At 61.9% G+C, this 17,596-nt stretch carries 17 protein-coding genes; 6 read left to right on the plus strand and 11 right to left on the minus strand.

Features of this window, described 5'->3' with window-relative positions; all coding sequences use genetic code 11:
• Nucleotides 1-695: 695 nt before the first annotated feature.
• From ACEN83_RS11045 to ACEN83_RS11055, 3 genes are all read right to left on the minus strand, one after another.
• Nucleotides 696-1,565, minus strand: coding sequence for an isocitrate lyase/PEP mutase family protein (locus ACEN83_RS11045; protein WP_007975765.1), 870 nt, complete (start codon nucleotides 1,563-1,565; stop codon nucleotides 696-698).
• Nucleotides 1,566-1,707: 142 nt separating this feature from the next.
• On the minus strand, nucleotides 1,708-2,742 hold the full coding sequence (gene astA / locus ACEN83_RS11050) for an arginine N-succinyltransferase (protein ID WP_495580269.1): 1,035 nt from the start codon (nucleotides 2,740-2,742) through the stop codon (nucleotides 1,708-1,710).
• A gap of 55 nt (nucleotides 2,743-2,797) precedes the next feature.
• Nucleotides 2,798-3,814 (minus strand): arginine N-succinyltransferase, encoded by a 1,017-nt coding sequence (locus tag ACEN83_RS11055; RefSeq protein WP_495580270.1) that lies wholly within the window; start codon nucleotides 3,812-3,814, stop codon nucleotides 2,798-2,800.
• A gap of 738 nt (nucleotides 3,815-4,552) precedes the next feature.
• Between ACEN83_RS11055 and ACEN83_RS11060 the strand changes: the two genes are divergently transcribed.
• The gene (locus ACEN83_RS11060) at nucleotides 4,553-5,125 is read left to right on the plus strand and encodes a histidine phosphatase family protein (protein WP_495580271.1); all 573 of its coding nucleotides are present in this window, start codon (nucleotides 4,553-4,555) and stop codon (nucleotides 5,123-5,125) included.
• The gene (gene cobF / locus ACEN83_RS11065; protein WP_495580272.1) at nucleotides 5,125-5,880 is read left to right on the plus strand and encodes a precorrin-6A synthase (deacetylating); all 756 of its coding nucleotides are present in this window, start codon (nucleotides 5,125-5,127) and stop codon (nucleotides 5,878-5,880) included. The genes ACEN83_RS11060 and cobF overlap by 1 nt, the downstream gene beginning before the upstream one ends.
• 115 nt (nucleotides 5,881-5,995) lie before the next feature.
• Here cobF and ftrA read toward each other — a convergent pair whose 3' ends face one another.
• Entirely contained in the window at nucleotides 5,996-6,970 is a 975-nt protein-coding gene (ftrA, locus tag ACEN83_RS11070) for a transcriptional regulator FtrA (protein WP_495580273.1), read from the minus strand.
• A 101-nt stretch (nucleotides 6,971-7,071) separates the two neighbouring features.
• Between ftrA and ACEN83_RS11075 the strand changes: the two genes are divergently transcribed.
• Nucleotides 7,072-7,506: a rhodanese-like domain-containing protein gene (locus ACEN83_RS11075; protein WP_495580274.1), complete on the plus strand. Its 435-nt coding sequence runs from the start codon at nucleotides 7,072-7,074 to the stop codon at nucleotides 7,504-7,506.
• 154 nt (nucleotides 7,507-7,660) lie between these two features.
• Here ACEN83_RS11075 and ACEN83_RS11080 read toward each other — a convergent pair whose 3' ends face one another.
• The gene (locus ACEN83_RS11080) at nucleotides 7,661-8,299 is read right to left on the minus strand and encodes a type 1 glutamine amidotransferase (RefSeq protein WP_495580275.1); all 639 of its coding nucleotides are present in this window, start codon (nucleotides 8,297-8,299) and stop codon (nucleotides 7,661-7,663) included.
• A 330-nt stretch (nucleotides 8,300-8,629) separates the two neighbouring features.
• Between ACEN83_RS11080 and ACEN83_RS11085 the strand changes: the two genes are divergently transcribed.
• The 3 genes from ACEN83_RS11085 to ACEN83_RS11095 all read left to right on the plus strand — a co-directional run bounded on the left by ACEN83_RS11085 (nucleotide 8,630) and on the right by ACEN83_RS11095 (nucleotide 11,601).
• Entirely contained in the window at nucleotides 8,630-9,409 is a 780-nt protein-coding gene (locus ACEN83_RS11085; RefSeq protein ID WP_007975754.1) for an ABC transporter substrate-binding protein, read from the plus strand.
• 171 nt (nucleotides 9,410-9,580) lie between these two features.
• Nucleotides 9,581-10,693 carry a succinylglutamate desuccinylase/aspartoacylase family protein gene (locus ACEN83_RS11090; RefSeq protein WP_495580276.1) on the plus strand — a complete coding sequence of 371 codons (1,113 nt, stop codon included), beginning with the start codon at nucleotides 9,581-9,583 and terminating at the stop codon, nucleotides 10,691-10,693.
• 191 nt (nucleotides 10,694-10,884) lie between these two features.
• Entirely contained in the window at nucleotides 10,885-11,601 is a 717-nt protein-coding gene (locus ACEN83_RS11095; protein WP_495580277.1) for an alpha/beta hydrolase, read from the plus strand.
• Nucleotides 11,602-11,604: 3 nt separating this feature from the next.
• Here ACEN83_RS11095 and ACEN83_RS11100 read toward each other — a convergent pair whose 3' ends face one another.
• From ACEN83_RS11100 to ACEN83_RS11125, 6 genes are all read right to left on the minus strand, one after another.
• A complete protein-coding gene (locus ACEN83_RS11100; RefSeq protein ID WP_495580278.1) occupies nucleotides 11,605-12,171 on the minus strand; it encodes a DcrB/PsbP domain-containing protein in 567 nt (188 codons plus the stop codon).
• A 352-nt stretch (nucleotides 12,172-12,523) separates the two neighbouring features.
• On the minus strand, nucleotides 12,524-13,441 hold the full coding sequence (gene yddG, locus ACEN83_RS11105; RefSeq protein WP_495580279.1) for an aromatic amino acid exporter YddG: 918 nt from the start codon (nucleotides 13,439-13,441) through the stop codon (nucleotides 12,524-12,526).
• A 58-nt stretch (nucleotides 13,442-13,499) separates the two neighbouring features.
• Nucleotides 13,500-14,294, minus strand: a complete 795-nt coding sequence (locus ACEN83_RS11110) for a hypothetical protein (protein WP_495580866.1) — start codon at nucleotides 14,292-14,294, stop codon at nucleotides 13,500-13,502.
• 569 nt (nucleotides 14,295-14,863) lie between these two features.
• Nucleotides 14,864-16,045, minus strand: a complete 1,182-nt coding sequence (locus ACEN83_RS11115) for an acetyl-CoA C-acetyltransferase (RefSeq protein ID WP_495580280.1) — start codon at nucleotides 16,043-16,045, stop codon at nucleotides 14,864-14,866.
• A gap of 11 nt (nucleotides 16,046-16,056) precedes the next feature.
• Nucleotides 16,057-16,722, minus strand: coding sequence for a CoA transferase subunit B (locus ACEN83_RS11120; RefSeq protein ID WP_007975748.1), 666 nt, complete (start codon nucleotides 16,720-16,722; stop codon nucleotides 16,057-16,059).
• A 36-nt stretch (nucleotides 16,723-16,758) separates the two neighbouring features.
• Nucleotides 16,759-17,457, minus strand: coding sequence for a CoA transferase subunit A (locus tag ACEN83_RS11125; protein WP_007975747.1), 699 nt, complete (start codon nucleotides 17,455-17,457; stop codon nucleotides 16,759-16,761).
• Nucleotides 17,458-17,596 lie beyond the last annotated feature (139 nt).

Raw genomic sequence — 17,596 nt, forward strand, 5'->3', positions numbered from 1 at the left:
CAGGCAGCAGGGATGTTGGCAGTGATGGCCTCATCGCGGGCAAGCCCGCTCCCACAAGGATCTGGGGTGAATACAAGATTTGTGTTCAACAAAAACCAACTGTGGGAGCGGGCTTGCCCGCGATGGCGGTGTGTCAGGCAGCAGGGATGTTGGCAGTGATGGCCTCATCGCGGGCAAGCCCGCTCCCACAAGGATCTGGGTGAATACAAGATTTGTGTTCAACAGAAACCAACTGTGGGAGCGGGCTTGCCCGCGATGGCGGTGTGTCAGGCAGCAGGGATGTTGGCAGTGATGGCCTCATCGCGGGCAAGACCGCTCCCACAAGGATCTGGGTGAATACAAGATTTGTGTTCAACAAAAACCAACTGTGGGAGCGGGCTTGCCCGCGAAGGCGGAGTGTCAGGCGGCATGGATGTTGGCAGTGATGGCCCTTCGCGGGCAAGCCCGCTCCCACAAGGATCTGGGGTGAATACAAAATTTGTGTTCAACAGAAATCAACTGTGGGAGCGGGCTTGCTCGCGAAGGCGGAGTGTCAGGCCGCAGGGATGTTGGCAGTGATGGCCTCTTCGCGAGCAAGCCCGCTCCCACAAGGATCTGGGTGAATACAAGATTTGTGTTCAACAAAAACCAACTGTGGGAGCGGGCTTGCCCGCGATGGCGGCGTGTCGGTTCACGCTGTCAGCGGCATGAAACCCTCACTCCTTCACGCTCATGAACTCTTCCGCGTAGCGGATGTATTCCTCAGGTTGCGTGTAGGTGTGAGTCAGCTCGGTCGCGCTCAGGTCCGAGGTCTGGGTGAGGATCTGGCGTTGTTCGCGCAGGCTGTCGTAGGTCGCCTTGATCGCGGCGAAGTAGGCACCATGGCCGTCGATGGTCACGCGCACGCCCAGTTCCGCCAGGCGCTTGTCGTCGCGCAGCAGCGGGTTGCCGTAGGTGACCAGCATTAGCGGCACGCTCAGGTGCTCGGCGATCTGCTCCAGATGGTCGAAGTCCTTTACACCCACCATGCAGATCCCGTCGGCCCCGGCTTGCTGGTATTGCCGGGTGCGGCTGATGATTTCCTGCACCGGCAGAATCCCGGCGTGGGTGCGGGCGATGATCGCCATTTCCTTATCGCAGCGGGCTTCCAGTGCCGCGCGGATCTTGCCGACGCCTTCGGCGACCGTGATCAGGTCGGTGGATTTGCGGCCGAACTGCGCGGGCAGTAGGGTGTCTTCGATGGTCAGCGCGGCGACGCCGGCGCGTTCGAGCTCGACGATGGTGCGCATGACGTTGAGCGCGTTGCCGTAGCCGTGGTCGGCATCGGCAATCACCGGCAACTGGGCAACGCGGCCGATGCGGGTGGCCTGTTCAGCGAACTCGCTGAGGGTGATCAGGGCAAAGTCAGGGGCGCCCAGCACCTGCAGCGAGGCGACCGAGCCACCCAGGATCCCGACTTCGAAACCCAGGTCGGCGGCGATGCGCGCCGACATCGGGTCGAACACCGAGGCCGTGTGGTAGCAGGTGTTGGAGGCGAACAGTTGGCGAAAATTGCGGCGCAAATCTTGATGGGAAAGCCTGGACATATGAGTTCCACCAATGGAATGGAAGGGCTTGAGCAAAAGTGTCAACGCCAAAGAAATAAAAGGCTATCACGCGCGCAGGGGGAGAATGATGACGAATTTGCTGGGTAAGCCGGATTGACGCCTGAGGCAGCAAGCTGATAGGTCACGCTGCTGCGGCCTGGTGCCGCTGGTTGAGCAGCGGCACGGCGCGCACCGAGTCGCCGGGCTGCAGCTGCAAGCGCTTGGCGGTCAGGCGATCGACCACCAGGCTGTTGCCCGCCAGTCGGGCCGGGACGCAGGTAATGCGGCAGTTTTCCAGGCGCCTATTGTGAATCAGCCAGAGCGGATCGTTGGCGTCCGGCGAGCCGATGGCCAGTTGCAGCGGTCGGCTGTCGCACACGGTGCGGATACCGGAAACCGGGGCCTCGATGACCGGTCCGCCGTCGAAGATATCGATATGGCCGTTGTGGGCAAAACCTTCGGCGCTGAGGATTTTCAGGGCCGGCTCGGTGTTCGGGTGGGGCTTGCCGATCACCGCCTGGGCCTGTTCGGTGAGCAGGCAGGTGTACAGCGGCTGGCGTGGCATGAGTTCGGCGATGAACGATTTGTTGCCCAGCCCGGACAAGTGGTCGGCATGGCTGAAATCCATCTTGAAAAAATGCCGGCCGAGGCTGTCCCAGAACGGTGAGCCGCCTCGTTCGTCGGTACTGCCGCGTAATTCGGCGATCAGCCGGTTGCCGAACAGCTGCGTAAACTCGGCCACGAACAACAAACGCCCGAGCGAAAGCAAACGGCCGTTGCTTCCCCGGCGCTGGTCGGGGCGCAGGTACAACGAGCAGACTTCCGATTGCCCGGTCAATTCGTTGCTCAGGAACAGGGTCGGGATCTGGCGCTGGATACCCAGGTCCGCGCAAGCACTGACCGTCAGCCCGACCCGGTAGTTGTACCAGGGCTCACGCAGACCGATTCCACCCGTCAGGGCGCTGACGCCCACCACTTGCTGCTCGTCGTCCTCGAGCACGAACAGGTAATCGGCATCGGCCCGATCGACCTGCCCGGCGAAAGTGCGTTGGGCCCAACGGATCCGGTAGGCCAGGCGTTCTTCGTCGGCCGGCAGGCTGGTGAGTCCGGGGCTGGCCTGACGCACCAGCGTGAACAAGGCGGGCAGGTCGGTGATCTGGACCGGACGGACAATCATGCGGCTGTTCCTTGTTCATGGGTGTTCAGGCGTTGGCGTTGACCCAGGCGAGCACTCACAGGGCGATCAGCCTGACCGGGCTGCCTTCGGTGACCTTCAGCGCTGTGCACATGGCCGCGTCCAGCGTGACGGATTGCCCGGCGATGTAATCAAGATCGGCGACGATGGCCCGATAATCCGTCAAGGACTCGTTGCTCACCAGATAGCTGCCCCGGGCATCGTTCACCGGGCCAGACTGCGTGAGGCCACACTGGCTGTGGGCTATGGACCGAATGCCCGAGGTGCGCGCATAGAGCGTCGGGCCGCCATCGAACAGATCGATGTAGCTGTTGGTTTCGAAGCCTTCACGCTCAAGGATATCGAAGGCCTCCTGGCCATCGGGGTGGATGCTGCCGATGCAGTCCTGTGCCGCTTTAGGCAGCATGGGCACGTAAATCGGATACTGCGGCATCAGTTCGGCGAGAAAGGTGCGGCTCTGCAGGCCGCAAAGCCGTTCGGCCTCGACGTAGGGCAGGTCGAAGAAATGCTTGCCCACTGCATCCCAGAATGGCGAGTGGCCTTCATCACTGCTGTAACCAACGATTTCGGTGATCACCGTTGCGGAAAACCGCCCGGGATGGGCCGCGATGAACAACAGGCGCGCCCGGGACAGCAGTTCGGAATGGGCGGTGCGTACCCGTGCGGCATCGATATGGAAGCCACGCAGCAAGGTGTGGCCGCTGAGGTCGTGACACAACGACAAGGCCGGTACACCGTGCTCGATGTTCAGTTCTCGCGAGGCACTGGTGAAGTGCCGGTTGCGCAGGCTGTAGAACGGCTCGTCGTACCCCGCCGTGGCGAGGATTTCCGAGCAGCCGACCAGGTGCTGCGTCGCCGGGTCTTCGAGGACAAAGAAATAGTTTTCCGGGCCGTGACCCTCGACGTCTTTCTCGAACGAGGCACAGGAACCGAGAATTTTTTCGCGCAACCGTTCGCTGTCGTCGGGCAGGGATGTGACACCCACCAGGCTTTCACGAGCCAGCTTCTGCAACCTTGGCAGGTCAGCCAACTCGACTGGACGCAAGACCAGCATGGAGACACTCCTGTATCAAACGATCCGGCGGTTTGAGCCGAACCTGACTATCACTGTCGGTTTTTCCACACATTTATTCGGTGGACATCTGATCGTTGTCAGGCGCCACTCTTCTTCTTGTCAGATGCTGCTTGGGATTGCCTGCATTAAACGAGGGACGGGCGGCTCGGCCGCAGGCGTTGCCGGGCCTGGCACATTGATCGGGTATTGGAGAGAGGGCATCCGGGCTCCTGCTGGATGAGCGTGGCACATGTTTTAACAGTCCGTTGAAAAGAGTATTTAATTATCGCGTGCTGCCTGTCTAGTTAATTTTCGCGTGGTCCGGCCGTGCCCGAAAAAGGGGCAAAGTGCCTTCAGCCAGGGGCTACGCCGATGTCGCAAAGACTTGTAGGCAATTGCCTTGGTTGCAGTCAGCGATAACAGAAAACCTGCCAGGAAATGCCTGACGGAGCCCGCTTCAAACAGGAAAATTAAACGCCCCCAAGGCTTGATGCCGATCAGTCAAGGGGCGGCCAGCGCTGATCAACCTGTGGCGAGGGAGCTTGCTCCCGCTGGGCAGCGAAGCGGCCCCAACAAATGGGCCTGCTGCGCAGTCCAGCGGGAGCAAGCTCCCTCGCCACAGGTCAGTGTCACTCTTAACTGATCGGCATTACCCAAAGGCCTGCTTGCTTGCGGCACAATTGCGCGATGGCAGTCCCCTGACGCCGTTGTTCCTTTCCATCCCTGGAGTGATTGCCGGTGCAGGCGACCCGTTTAACCCTGATTTGTCACGCTCGAACCGTCGCACAGAAACTGGCGCGCTTTCCATTGGACGAACCTCTGGAAATGGATTGGCAAGCGCTCAGGCTTTCCCGTTGCAATCAGTTCAAGGGCGTTCCACGCCTTGTCTGCGGTCCGGAACTGCGGACCCGGCAAACCGCTGAGCTGTTCGGCAGCGCGGCGCAGATTGTCGACTCACTGAAGGATTGCGACTTCGGGCGTTGGGGCGGTGAGCGCATCGGCGACCTGCAAAAAAACGATCCCGGGGCCCTCGAGCATTGGCTGGGGGATCCGGCTTCGGCTCCCCACGGTGGCGAGTCGCTGGTGCAACTGGGCGAGCGGGTGGGGGCGTGGTTGACCGCGTTGCAATCGACACCCGGACACATCGTTGCCATTACCCATCCCTTTGTCATCCGCGCCGCGCTGACGCAGGTGTTGCAGGGGGCGGCATCCGACATGATCGACGTCGAACCCCTGTCGGCGGTCGAGCTGAGGTTCCATGGTCGCTGGCGGTTGCGCTTGCCGGGCACCGACCCCGAGGACCTGCTGTGATGAAAAAACTCCTGGTCATCGGCATCGGTGCCGGCAATCCCGACTACATCACGATGCAAGCGGTGAAGGCGCTGAATCAGGTCGACGTTTTTTTCCTCATGGACAAGGGCGAGAGCAAAGACAAGCTCATCGACTTGCGGCGCGAAATCTGCGAACGCTACATCACCGACCACGATTACCGTTTTGTCCAGGCCCACAGCCCCGAGCGCGAGCGCGGTGAGGTGGACTACAGGAGCAGTGTCGACGACTTGAACCTGGCCAAACAGCAGACCTTCGAACGGCTGATCAATGAGGAACTGTCCGACGGCCAGTGTGGTGGTTTCCTGGTGTGGGGCGACCCCGCGCTGTACGACAGCACAATCCGTATCCTTCAGGCGATCCAGGCCTCGGGCGCCAGCGCGTTCGAGTTCGAGGTGATCCCCGGCATTACCAGCGTCCAGGCCCTGGCGGCACAACACAAGGTGCCGCTGAACCAGATTGGCCGCTCCGTTGAAATCACCACGGGCCGGCGGTTGGCGGCAGGGCAGGTGGGCGATGCCGACAGCCTGGTGGTGATGCTCGATGCCCAGGATGCCTACCATCAGGTGGCGGACCGGGACACCGAGATTTACTGGGGGGCCTATCTGGGGACGCCGGATGAAATCCTGATCAGCGGCAAACTCAAGGATGTGGCGGATGAAATCGAACGGGTGCGCAAGGCGGCGCGGCTGGCCAATGGCTGGATCATGGATACCTATCTGTTGCGCAAGCCTTGAGACTTGAATTGCCCCGGCTGGCGCCTTCGCTGGCAAGCCAGCTCCTACAGGGTTATGCGGTGTTCAAATAACCTGTAGGAGCTGGCTTGCCAGCGAAGAGGCCCTCGAGAATACCTCAAAAACCAACACTGCCCCCACGCCCAAACCGCTCCCGATACACCGAAGGCGGCACGCCAACCACGGTTCGAAAGGCCACCCGAAAACTTTCCACCGAGCGATAACCGCAACGTTCGGCGATCTGTTCGGTGTTCTGGTCGCTGCTTTCCAGCAGCTCGCGGGCGCGGCCCAGACGTTGCTGCTGCAACCAGGTTTTCGGTGACTGGCCGCTGGCTTCGGTGAAGCGACGCAGGAACGTGCGTTCGCTCATGGCGGCTTCGCTGGCCAGGTCGCGCACTTCCAGCGGTTCGTGCAAGCGCTCACGTGCCCACTGCATGACGCGGGAAAGATCGCTGCGCGGTGTGGGACTGACCGGCGTCGGAATGAATTGCGCCTGGCCGCCGCTGCGTTGCGGCGACATGACCAGGCGGCGCGCCACGGAATTGGCCACTTGCGTGCCGAAATCCCGGGCCACCAGATGCAGGCAGGCATCGATGCCGGCTGCGCTGCCGGCGGAGGTGATCAACTGGCCCGAATCGACATACAGCACGTCCGGGTCCACCAGGATGCCGGGAAACCGCTCGGCCAGTTCCGAGGTGTAGCGCCAGTGCGTGGTCGCACCGTGCCCGTCGAGCAACCCGGTGGCGGCGAGGACGAACACCCCGGAGCAGATCGACAGTAACCGTGCGCCCCGCGCATGGGCCTGGCGCAGGGCGTCGATGAGCTCTGCGGGGACCGTGGCGCTGCGGTCGCGCCAGCCGGGAATGATGATGGTGCGGGCATCGGCGAGCAGTTCCATGCCGCCGTCGGCCAGGACCTGGATGCCGCCCATGGCACGCATCGGGCCTTGATCGACGGCGACGATGCGATGTTCGTACCACGGAAAATCGAACTCGGGGCGTGGCAGGCCGAAGATCTCCACGGCAATGCCGAACTCGAATGTGCAGAGGCCGTCGTAGGCCAGAATCGCGACCTTGGTTGAGTTGGGATGCATTTGGCGGAAAATTCCCGATCGGTGTCTTGTGCGCCACTGTAGCCGCAAGTGCCTGGCGGATAAAGTCTCCCTACACCCACCGCCTCTTTGGAGTACTGCCCATGACCAGTCTGGTTCGCGAAATTCCCGCCGCCCCATCGGCCATCGCCCTGATGCATTTCAGCAACCGTCTGACGTTCGAGACCGATTGTTCCGACGTCTACGGCAGCCAGCAGGCTGGCGAAATCGATTTCATTCTGGTGGATGTGCGTAGCCCGCTGGCGTTCGAGCGCGGGCATGTACCGGGAGCGATCAACATTCCCGGGCGCTTGCTGAACGCCGAGGGTCTGGCCGGTTATCCGAAAAACAGCCTGTTCGTGGTCTATTGCGCCGGGCCTCACTGCAACGGCGCCAACAAGGCCGCGGTGAAGCTGGCGGCCCTGGGCTATCCGGTCAAGGAGATGATCGGCGGCGTGACCGGGTGGCTGGATGAAGGGTTTGAGTTGAGTGTCACTGAGCCGCGGCTGGCCCGTGAAGTGATCGGTTGCGAATGCTGACCTTCAAACACTGTTGATCTTTGTGGCGAGGGGGCTTGCCCCCGTTGGAGTGCGAAGCGCTCCCAAAACTCTCGACTATTAGTGAGATTCCGGGGTTGCTGCGCAACCCAACGGGGGCAAGCCCCCTCGCCACAGGAATGTGCTTTGATCTAATTCAGCGACAGGCAGCGACCCACCACTCATCCAGTGTCGCCTGCAACCACGCCAACACCTCGGCATAGGCTGCACCGTCCTGCGGTCCCCGCGGCAACGGCGACTCCTCGCCAAAATGCGCATTGAGCATGGCCACCGACTCGGCGTTCCACTCCGGATGAAACTGCAACCCCAGCCGCGCCGGCCCGGCGCGGTACATCTGTTGCACACAGTGCTCGCTGCTGGCCAACAGTTGCGCGCCAGGCGGCAGGTCGATGGCGTCTTCGTGCCACTCGAGTACCTTCAGCGCTTGCCCATCGATGAAGCTCACCGTGGTCCATCCGGTTTCGCTCCGGTCCATGCGCCGTACATGGCCGCCCAGACTCAACGCCAGCAACTGAGCCCCCAGGCAGATGGCGAACACGGCGCCGCCCAGATCCAGACTGCCTTTGAGCCATTGCCGTTCGGCCGCAAGCCAGGCCGGGCCGGCATTGGATTCATAAGGCCCGCCCAACAGGATCACCGGATCGGCGCTGACGGGCGGCAACTGCCCCAGGTCGGCGCGAAACACCTTCAGCGTCAGCCCTCTGGACTCGGCCCAAACGGCGATGGCACCCGGGCCTTCGGCAGGGTGGTGCTGGATCAGGTTCAACGTGGGCATCGGGCTACTCTCGATGGGACGCAAGGGTGCCCAATGTGCCGTAAAACACTCGGTATCGCCAGTCGGCCCGGTACGTCGGTTTGCGCCGAAAGAGCTGTAGTCCTGGTCTGAAAAAGCGATCTGTCCGACAGACGTTGCGCCGTCATGGCGAATGCACCGCAATGACTCGATCCTGCTGCCACTTTTTTATAAATATTTGTCGCCTTGGCGTAATTTACCCTCCTGTAGCCGCTCTAGACTGCCGGCCACTTCGGTTTCCGCTCACAAAGCAAGGACCGAACGCTGCCAATCGAAGCTGCCAATAAAAGCCTCCGCACACAGGAGTTATAAATGAAGAAGCTAGTGATGTTCGGTGCCCTGGCACTGTCGATGTTGTCCCTGACCGCCGTGGCTGACGACGCCAAGCCGATCCGCATCGGCATCGAAGCCGGCTACCCGCCATTTTCGATGAAAACCCCTGACGGCAAACTCACCGGTTTCGACGTGGACATCGGCGATGCCCTGTGCGAGCAGATGAAGGTCAAGTGCACCTGGGTCGAACAAGAGTTCGACGGCCTGATCCCTGCGCTGAAGGTCAAGAAAATCGACGCCATCCTGTCGTCCATGACCATCACGGACGACCGCAAGAAGAACGTCGATTTCACCATCAAGTACTACCACACCCCGGCGCGCTTCGTGATGAAGGAAGGCACCGACGTCAAGGACCCGCTGACCGAACTCAAGGGCAAGAAAGTCGGTGTTCTGCGTGCCAGTACCCACGACCGCTTCGCCACTGAAGTGCTGCAACCGGCAGGGATTGTCCTGGTGCGCTACGGCTCCCAGCAGGAAGCCAACCTGGACATGGTCTCCGGCCGCATCGACGCGCTGCTGGCCGACTCGGTCAACCTGGACGACGGTTTCCTGAAAACCGACGCCGGTAAAGGTTTTGCCTTCGTCGGCCCTGAGTACAACGATCCGAAGTACTTCGGTGGCGGCGCCGGCATTGCCGTGCGCAAGGGCGATACCGCACTGGCCGAGCAGTTCAACAAAGCCATCACCGAGATCCGCGCCAACGGCAAGTACAAGCAAGTGCAGGACAAGTACTTCAAGTTTGACGTTTACGGCGAGTAATCCAGCCGTTCGAGAAAGTGGCAGCCGTTGACGCGACTGCCACTTTTTTTATGCCAACACATTTCCCTGTAGGAGCTGCCGAAGGCTGCGATCTTTTGATCTTTTTTGATCTTTTGAAACAAAGATCGCAGCCTTCGGCAGCTCCTACACAAGGAACATCGGAGTCTCGCCATGCAACGCATCGACCACAAACTGCCCTGGAGCCATCTGGGCACTGAACGCACCCTCAGCGTGTTTCGTTATGGCGCGGGCCCGCGCAAGGTGTACATCCAGGCCAGCCTGCATGCCGACGAATTGCCGGGCATGCGCACGGCCTGGGAGTTGAAGAAGCGCCTGACCGAACTTGAGCAACAGGGACAGTTGAACGGTGTGATCGAACTGGTGCCGGTGGCCAATCCCATTGGCCTCGACCAGCACCTGCAAGGCAGCCACATGGGGCGTTTCGAGCTGGGCAGCGGCAAGAACTTCAACCGCTCGTTCGTCGAACTCAGTGCACCGGTGGCCGAGCGGGTCGGTGATCGCCTCGGCAGTGATGCCCAGGCCAACATCGCGCTGATTCGCCAGACCATGGGCCAGGTGCTCGACGACTTGCCGGCGCCGGCATCGCAGCTGGAAGCCATGCATCGCCTGTTGCTGCGCCACGCCTGCGACGCCGACATCACCCTCGACCTGCATTGCGATTTCGAAGCAGCGATCCACATTTATGCGTTGCCGCAGCACTGGCCACAATGGCGATCCCTGGCGGCGCGCTTGCAGGCTGGCGTGGCGCTGTTGTGTGAAGACTCCGGCGGCAGCTCGTTCGACGAGTCCTGTTCTTCGCCCTGGTTACGTCTGGCCCGGGCGTTCCCGGCGGCGGCGATTCCCCCGGCCAACCTGGCGACCACGCTGGAGCTGGGCAGCATGGGCGACACCCGGGTCGACCAGGCCCAGGCCAATTGCGAGGCCATTCTCGGCTTCCTCGCCGAGCAGGGTTTCATCTCCGGCACCTGGCCGGCGGCACCGGCCGACTGCTGTGAAGGTATGCCGTTCGAAGGCACCCAATACCTGTTCGCGCCGCATCACGGCGTGGTCAGTTTCCTGCGTGAAGCCGGGGAGTGGGTAGAGAAGGGGGATGCGCTGTTCGAGGTGGTCGACCCGTTGAGCGACAAGGTCACCACCGTGCAGGCCGGCACCAGTGGCGTGCTGTTCGCCATCGACCGTGGGCGCTACACCCAGCCCGGCACCTGGCAGGCGAAAGTCGCCGGGCGTGAGCCGATTCGGGTGGGGAAGCTGATCAACGACTGAGTCCGGAATTTTCTTTGTCTGTACTGGCCTCTTCGCGGGCAAGCCCGCTCCCACAGGTTTTGTGAACGCCACAGATCCAGTGTGGGAGCGGGCTTGCCCGCGATGGCGGCATTCGCCACGCCCGAGATGTTCCTGCCAGGAGACCAGTGTTAGGCTCTTGCGCGAATCCTGCATTCCGTGAAGGAAGACCCATGTTGAAGATTCTCGCGCTGCTCACGCTGTTGGCATCCACTGCCGTCCACGCCCAAACCCCGCTGCAAACCGACCTGCCACTCAAGTACCTGGCACAGGCCTCCGCCGATTCGAACCATCAACCCCTGGTGATTTTCCTTCACGGTTACGGCAGTAACGAGCAGGACCTGTTCGGCATCAAGGATGACTTGCCCGCGTCCTACACCTACCTGTCGGTGCGGGCACCTTTGGTGATGGAGGCGGGCAGCTATCAGTGGTTCCGCAAGAAGGGCGAAGGGGCCTACAACGGTGAGACCGATGATTTGAAGTCCAGCGGCCAGGTGTTGCTGGACTTCGTCGCACAGGCCGCGAAGAAATATCACACCGAACCGGAGAAGGTGTTCCTGGTGGGGTTCAGCCAGGGTGCGATCATGTCTTACGAAGTGGGCTTGCGGCACCCCGAAGCGCTCGGCGGGATCGCGGCGTTGAGCGGGCGGATTCTGCCAGTGCTCAAGGCCGAGCTAAAACCGGATGAAAAGCGCCAGTCGCTGGCGATTTTCATCGGTCATGGCGAACAGGACAAACGCCTTCCCTACAGCGACGGTACCGAGGCCAACAGCCTGTTGCAGAGCGTGTCACTCGAACCCGAGTTTCACGGCTACCCCGGTGTCGGCCACAACATCAGCGCCGAAGAGATCCAGGACTTGAGCGCCTGGTTGCAGCGCCTTAACCCCTGAGCCTTATTTTCCGCTGACGATCTGTTTGATCAGGGTTTCATGGGCTGCCATGTCGCCAGGGCGGGAAATCACCTGGATCACCGCCATGCGGGTGCCGGAGGCGGCCATCAGCGTGGTGGTGAGGGTCATGCCACCGCCTTGCGTGGCAGTGCCGTCGATCTGGCGCAGGCCCAGCCCGGATTTCTGGGCCAGGGTTTTCTCGCTGAGCTTGTTGTAGTCGGGCAGGGACTTGTGTTGCGCCGCATCGAAGTCGGCCACGGTGCCGTCGAGGAACCCGCCATCGTTGTCCTTGACGCTGATGCCGTTGGGCAGGGTGTTTTCAGCGGCGATCACCACGGTCTTGGTGGATTCGTTGCTGTACAGGGTGCCGCTGGCACCGTCCGGGCTGGCCGGCAGCGGGTTGGCGATGAAACCCTTGGGCAGGTTGAAGGTGAACTTGCTGCCGAGCATCGAAACTTTCTGCGCTGGCGCATCGCTGGAAGTGGCCTTGGCGGCCTGCGCATTCAAAGCCCCCAGGCCGGTAGCGGCTGCCAACAGCAGGACAAGGGCTTTTTTTCTCAACAAAGACATCGGTATCTCCAGGGATGGGCGCGCGGTGGGGCGCGATCATCCCACGGAGGTTGTGCTGCATTCCAGCCTGCCGTAACGAGCGGTCACTTGCGGTGAGGTCGCTTTCCTGTGGTGAGGGGGCTGCCTGTGGCGAGGGGGCTTGCCCCCGTTGGGTTGCGTAGCGACCCCAGAGTCTCGGCAACTTTCGAAAATTTTGGGAGCGCTTCGCACTCCAACGGGGGCAAGCCCCCTCGCCACATTGATCACTCATTTCATCACCCTTGAAGGCTGCAGCTGGCCTCAGTCGGTCAGGGGTTGGAACTGAGGCTGATGTTGAAGCAAACCCGTTCGATTGACGTACGGGATAGTTGCTCTACTCGTGCGAAACCATCGAACGGGTTGCGGGTGCTTTTTCGGGCGCCTGTGCGGTGGCAATCACCGCGCCAGCGATGATCAGCAGCGCCGGCACGATCAGGATCGGGCTGGCATGGCCATGGCCGACGACGATCAGCAGCAGGGTCGAGATCAAGGGTGCCAGATAGGACAGCGCCCCCAGCGTCGCCAGGTTGCCGTGTTTGGTGGCGTGGTCCCAGGCGAAGAACGCCAGTCCGGCCGGCCCCAGGCCGAGGACGACGATCGCCGCCGATTGATTGAAGTCAGGCCGCACGGTGGTTTCGAAGGCCAGGTGGCAGACCAGCCCGGCGGCGGCCGACATGCCACAGATGCCACCGATGATGCTGCTGGGCACTGCGCTGAAACGACGGTTGAACACCGAGTAGCCGGCCCAGATCAGCGCGCAGCCGAACGCCGCCAGATACCCGGCGACGGGCATGGTCGCCGCCGTGTGGGTGGCGCGTTGCTGCATGATGAACGCCGTGCCCGCCAGGCCCAGCACCGCACCGAGCACCTGGCGCTTGTGCAGTTTTTCGCCGGCGGCGAAGGCCGACAGCAGCACCAGCATCAGCGGCCACAGGTAATTGATCAGGCTGGCTTCGGCGGCAGGCGCGACCTTGAGCGCGAAGAAGTACAGCGCGTGATAAACGAAAATCCCGACGAAACCGGTGGCCCAGACAGCCCAGGGCTGGCGCCAGCTGCTGAACCCGCTCATGCCATGGCGGCCGAGGGTGATCAGGCTGGCGGCAAACGCCACGCCGAAACTCAAGGTCAGCAATTCAAAGGGCGGGATGCCTTCGGTGAGGGTGGTCAACAACGCCAGGCAGGACCAGAGGAAGATCGCAATCACGCCCACGGCGGTCGCCGATCGGGCAGTGCGCAAGCGAGATGCAGTCATGTCTGTTCCTTCAGCGTGTAGAGGCGGGCAACATCCTGGCCCGATGACATCATGCAGCTTAGCGTTTGATGGCCGTTCCTCCAGTGTCCGTCGTCGGGCCGACCGGCCGCGCCAGCAAGCGTTTGGTCACCCCCAGCATGGCCACCGACACCGCGACACCCAGGACAAAAGCGTTCATCCCCATCGACGGCAGGGCCAGGGCCAACACCAGGCAAAACGCGGCGAACGAATACATGCCGGTGGCGGTGGCGCGCAACAACGCGGCGGTAAAGGCCGGGCCACGGGTTTGCTGGGAGAACACCGCCATCACGCTGCCCAATACCGGGAACACCGCCAGCAGGCCGCTCCAGCGGTCGCCGACGGTGCTGGCCAGCAGCGTCACGACCAGAGTGAGCAATGCACCGGCCACCATGCGCAACACAAGCTTGTCGGATTTCGGCCCGGGGCCACTGAGCACCGGTTGCACGGCGGGAAACAGATAGGGCGCGGCGAGCAGCGCGGTCGCGGCGGTGCACAGGGAAAACACCAGGGATCCCGGGATCAGCGACAGGACAACCGCCACCAGCGCCCAGACCGACAGCGAGATCAGCAACGCCAGTGGCCATCCGGCCCGTTGTGCGACCTGGGCGTAGGTCACGCAAAACGCAATCATCGCGAACATGGCCGACAGCGCCGCCGTGGCCGATTGCGCAGCGAACGCCTGGCCTTGCTCAAGGGCAAGGAACAACAGGATCGGTCCGACCACTACCGGCAACCCCGACAGCCAACCGGCCACGCTCGGTCCCCAGCGTTTGCCGGCCAGGGAAATCAGCAGCAGGAAGCCTGGAATCACCAGCAGTTTGAGGATCAACACGCGCATGTCTCCGACCTGTGTGAGGTGGCAACGGTAACATTGCATCGGCCAGATTGCTTTATCTGTGTGCGGATTTTGTATACATGAAACCTTCGGAATTTGCGCGCCTGCGTTTCCTGGGCATCTGCGAGGAGGCCAACCTGCTATGCGTGATGTGAAAGAACTGCAGCTCGCCCGGGCATTTTTTGCCATCTGGCTCGATCCGCGCACCAGAAATCAGTGGGGCGGACAGTGGGTTGATTCTGTAGTTTTTGGGGGGATTTGTCGGCCCCCTTCGCGAGCAAGCCCGCTCCCACATTTGACCGAGTTGTCCAGACGAGCGCGGTCCTCTGTGGGAGCGGGCTTGCTCGCGAAGAACGATGACTCGGTCTAGATGAAAAAGCGGGGATAAAAAAACCAGGATGTGGCGAGGGGGCTTGCCCCCGTTGGGTTGCGCAGCAGCCCCAGAATCCCGGCAATAGTCGAGTATTTTGGGAGTGCTTCGCACTCCAACGGGGGCAAGCCCCCTCGCCACAGTTGTCCAGACGGCGTCGGATCTTCGTGGGTCCCCGCGCCGTCTGTTGAACGCTTTAAGCCCTTTCGAGCGCCAGCGCCACGCCCTGACCGCCACCGATGCACAGGGTGGCGAGGCCTTTTTTGGCGTCACGCTTGAGCATTTCATGCAGCAGGGTCACCAGCACGCGGCAACCCGAGGCACCGATCGGGTGGCCCAGGGCGATGGCGCCGCCGTTGACGTTGACCTTGTTCAAGTCCCATTCCAGGTCCTTGGCCACTGCCAGCGATTGCGCGGCGAAGGCTTCGTTGGCTTCGATCAGGTCCAACTGGTCGATGTTCCAGCCGGCCTTGTCCAGGCAACGACGGGTGGCCGACACCGGGCCGATGCCCATGATCGCCGGGTCGACGCCTGCGTTGGCGTAGGCCGCGATTGTTGCCAGTACCGGCAGGCCGAGGGCCTTGGCTTTTTCGGCGCTCATCAGGATCACGGCGGCGGCACCGTCGTTCAGTGACGAAGCGTTGCCGGCGGTCACCGAACCGTCCTTCTTGAAGGCCGCTTTGAGTTTGCCCAGGGATTCGGCGGTGGTGCCGGCCCGTGGCTGCTCGTCGGTGGCGAAGGACAGCGGATCGCCCTTGCGCTGCGGGATCAGGATCGGGGTGATTTCATCGACGAAGCGCCCGGCTTCGATGGCGGCTACGGCTTTCTGTTGCGAGGCGGCGGCGAACGCGTCCTGCTGCTCGCGAGTCAGGCTGTACTTCTCGGCCAGGTTCTCGGCGGTGATGCCCATGTGGTAGTCGTTGAACGCGTCCCACAGGCCATCGCTGATCATGGTGTCGACGATCTGCGCGTGGCCCATGCGCAGGCCGGTGCGCGCGCCGGGCATGACGTAGTTGGCCAGGCTCATGTTTTCCTGGCCACCGGCGATGATCACCTCGGCATCGCCGCAGCGAATCGCCTGGGCGCCCAGGTGCAGGGCCTTGAGGCCCGAACCGCAGACCTTGTTCAGGGTCATGGCCGGTACGGCGAAGGGCAGGCCGGCCTTGATCGCGGCCTGGCGCGCAGGGTTCTGACCGGCGCCGGCGGTCAGCACCTGGCCCATGATCACTTCATCGACTTGCGCAGGGTCCAGGCCGGTCTGTGCCAGCAACTGGCGGATCACCGCAGCGCCCAGGTCAACGGCAGAAACATTGGCCAGGGAACCCTGGAAACTGCCGATCGCGGTGCGCGTGGCGGCAACAATGACGACTTCTTGCATGGAATGATTCCTCACTGGGCAGCGAACTGCATTTCCGGAACGTGGTCCGGGACGATCAGTTTACCAGCGGTCTTGGCGACGATTTCCTCAACGCTGACGCCAGGTGCGCGTTCCTTGAGGACAAATGCGCCATTTTCGATTTCCAGGTAGGCGAGGTCGGTCAGCACGCGCTTGATGCACCCGGCGCCGGTCAGCGGCAGGCTGCATTGGGACAGCAGCTTGGACTCACCGTCCTTGGAGGCGTGGGTCATGATGACGATGATGTTGTCTGCGCCGGCCACCAGGTCCATCGCGCCGCCCATGCCCTTGACCAGCTTGCCGGGGATCATCCACGAGGCGATGTTGCCTTGCACGTCCACTTCGAACGCGCCCAGCACGGTCAGGTCGACATGGCCACCGCGGATCATCGCGAAGGACTCGGCCGAGGAGAAGATCGACGCGCCGATGCGCGCGGTCACCGTTTGTTTGCCGGCGTTGATCATGTCGGCATCGATGGTTTCTTCAGTCGGGAACGGACCCATGCCCAGCAGGCCGTTTTCCGACTGCAGCATGACTTCCATGCCTTCGGGGATGTAGTTGGCGACCAGGGTCGGAATGCCGATGCCCAGGTTCACGTAGAAGCCGTCCTGCATTTCGCGGGCGACGCGTTGAGCCATTTGTTCGCGGGAAAGTGCCATTGTCGTTATTCCTTCATTCGGTCCGGGGGCAGGGGATCACTTACGCACGGTGCGCTGTTCGATGCGCTTCTCGAACGTGCCGCAGATGATCCGGTCGACGTAGATGCCGGGGGTGTGGATCTGCGCCGGGTCCAGCTCGCCGGGTTCGACGATTTCTTCGACTTCGACCACGGTGATCTTGCCGGCGGTGGCGGCCAGCGGGTTGAAGTTCTGGGCGGTGTGGCGATAGATCACGTTACCGAAATGGTCGGCTTTCCAGCCTTTGACGATGGCGAAGTCACCGGTGATGGACTCTTCCATCAGGTACTTGCGGCCATGGAATTCGCGCACTTCCTTGCCTTCGGCAACCGGAGTGCCCACGCCGGTGGCGGTGAAGAAGGCCGGAATGCCGGCGCCGCCCGCGCGCATTTTCTCGGCGAGGGTGCCTTGCGGGGTCAGGATGACTTCGATTTCGCCCTTGAGCAGTTGCTCCTCGAACAGTTTGTTTTCGCCGACGTAGGACGCCACCACTTTGCTGATCTGGCGGTCGGTCAACAGTACGCCGAGGCCGAAACCGTCGACGCCGCAGTTGTTGGAAACCACGGTGAGGTCGCGAGTGCCCTTGCGCTTGATCTCGGCGATCAGGTTTTCCGGGATGCCGCACAGGCCGAAGCCGCCAGCGATCACGGTCATGCCGTCTTCAAGACCTGCCAGAGCTTCCTCGTAGGAACTCACGCGCTTGTCGAAACCTGCCATATGCACCTCTTTTATTCTTTGTGGGCGGCTGGCTAGCCGAATGGGAAGGAGTGTCTCGCCGAAGTATTCATTTGTTAAGTTGATTTTTAAGGTTGATTAATAGATAAAACTCAACAGTGCGTAGGAGCTGCCGAAGGCT

It is taken from the genome of Pseudomonas sp. Pseusp49 (assembly GCF_059491875.1).